This window comes from Streptomyces sp. SID12501 (assembly GCF_010550245.1).
Classification (GTDB): Bacteria; Actinomycetota; Actinomycetes; order Streptomycetales; family Streptomycetaceae; genus Streptomyces.
Map to the genome: position 1 here is coordinate 1 of NZ_JAAGLU010001008.1, position 393 is coordinate 393.

Sequence of the window (393 nt, forward strand, 5' to 3'; positions counted from 1 at the left end):
TCGACCAGTTGTAGATGCCCTGTCGGCGCATGTCGGAGTTCTGGGTGAGTAGCCACCGCTTCGGTCGTGTCATGCCCAGGACCGTGCGCACCCGCCGACGCTTACGTCGCGGTCACAGGATCCGCAGGTCGTCCCAGCCGTCCGGACCGACGCTGAACACGAGGAGGCCGGCGGTGGAGACCTCGCCGCTGCGCATCGTGTACCAGTCGGAACCGTTGTCCAACGTCGGCGCCTGGATGTGGAGACGCCCGTTCCCGAGCTGCTGGGCACGGAAGTGGTGGTAGTGCCCGGTGATGAGGATCTGGGCGTCGGCGACGGGCTGGCGGCCGAAGGTCTGCCCGCGCCACCAGTCGCCGGCCTTCTCGGGTCGGTACTGGTGGCCGTGGGCCAGGC

The 393-nt window shown here is 68.7% G+C and carries 1 pseudogene; it reads right to left on the minus strand.

Annotated elements, in window-relative coordinates:
* Nucleotides 1-112: 112 nt before the first annotated feature.
* A pseudogene (locus G3I71_RS49570) lies at nucleotides 113-393 on the minus strand (hypothetical protein); the annotation flags it as partial.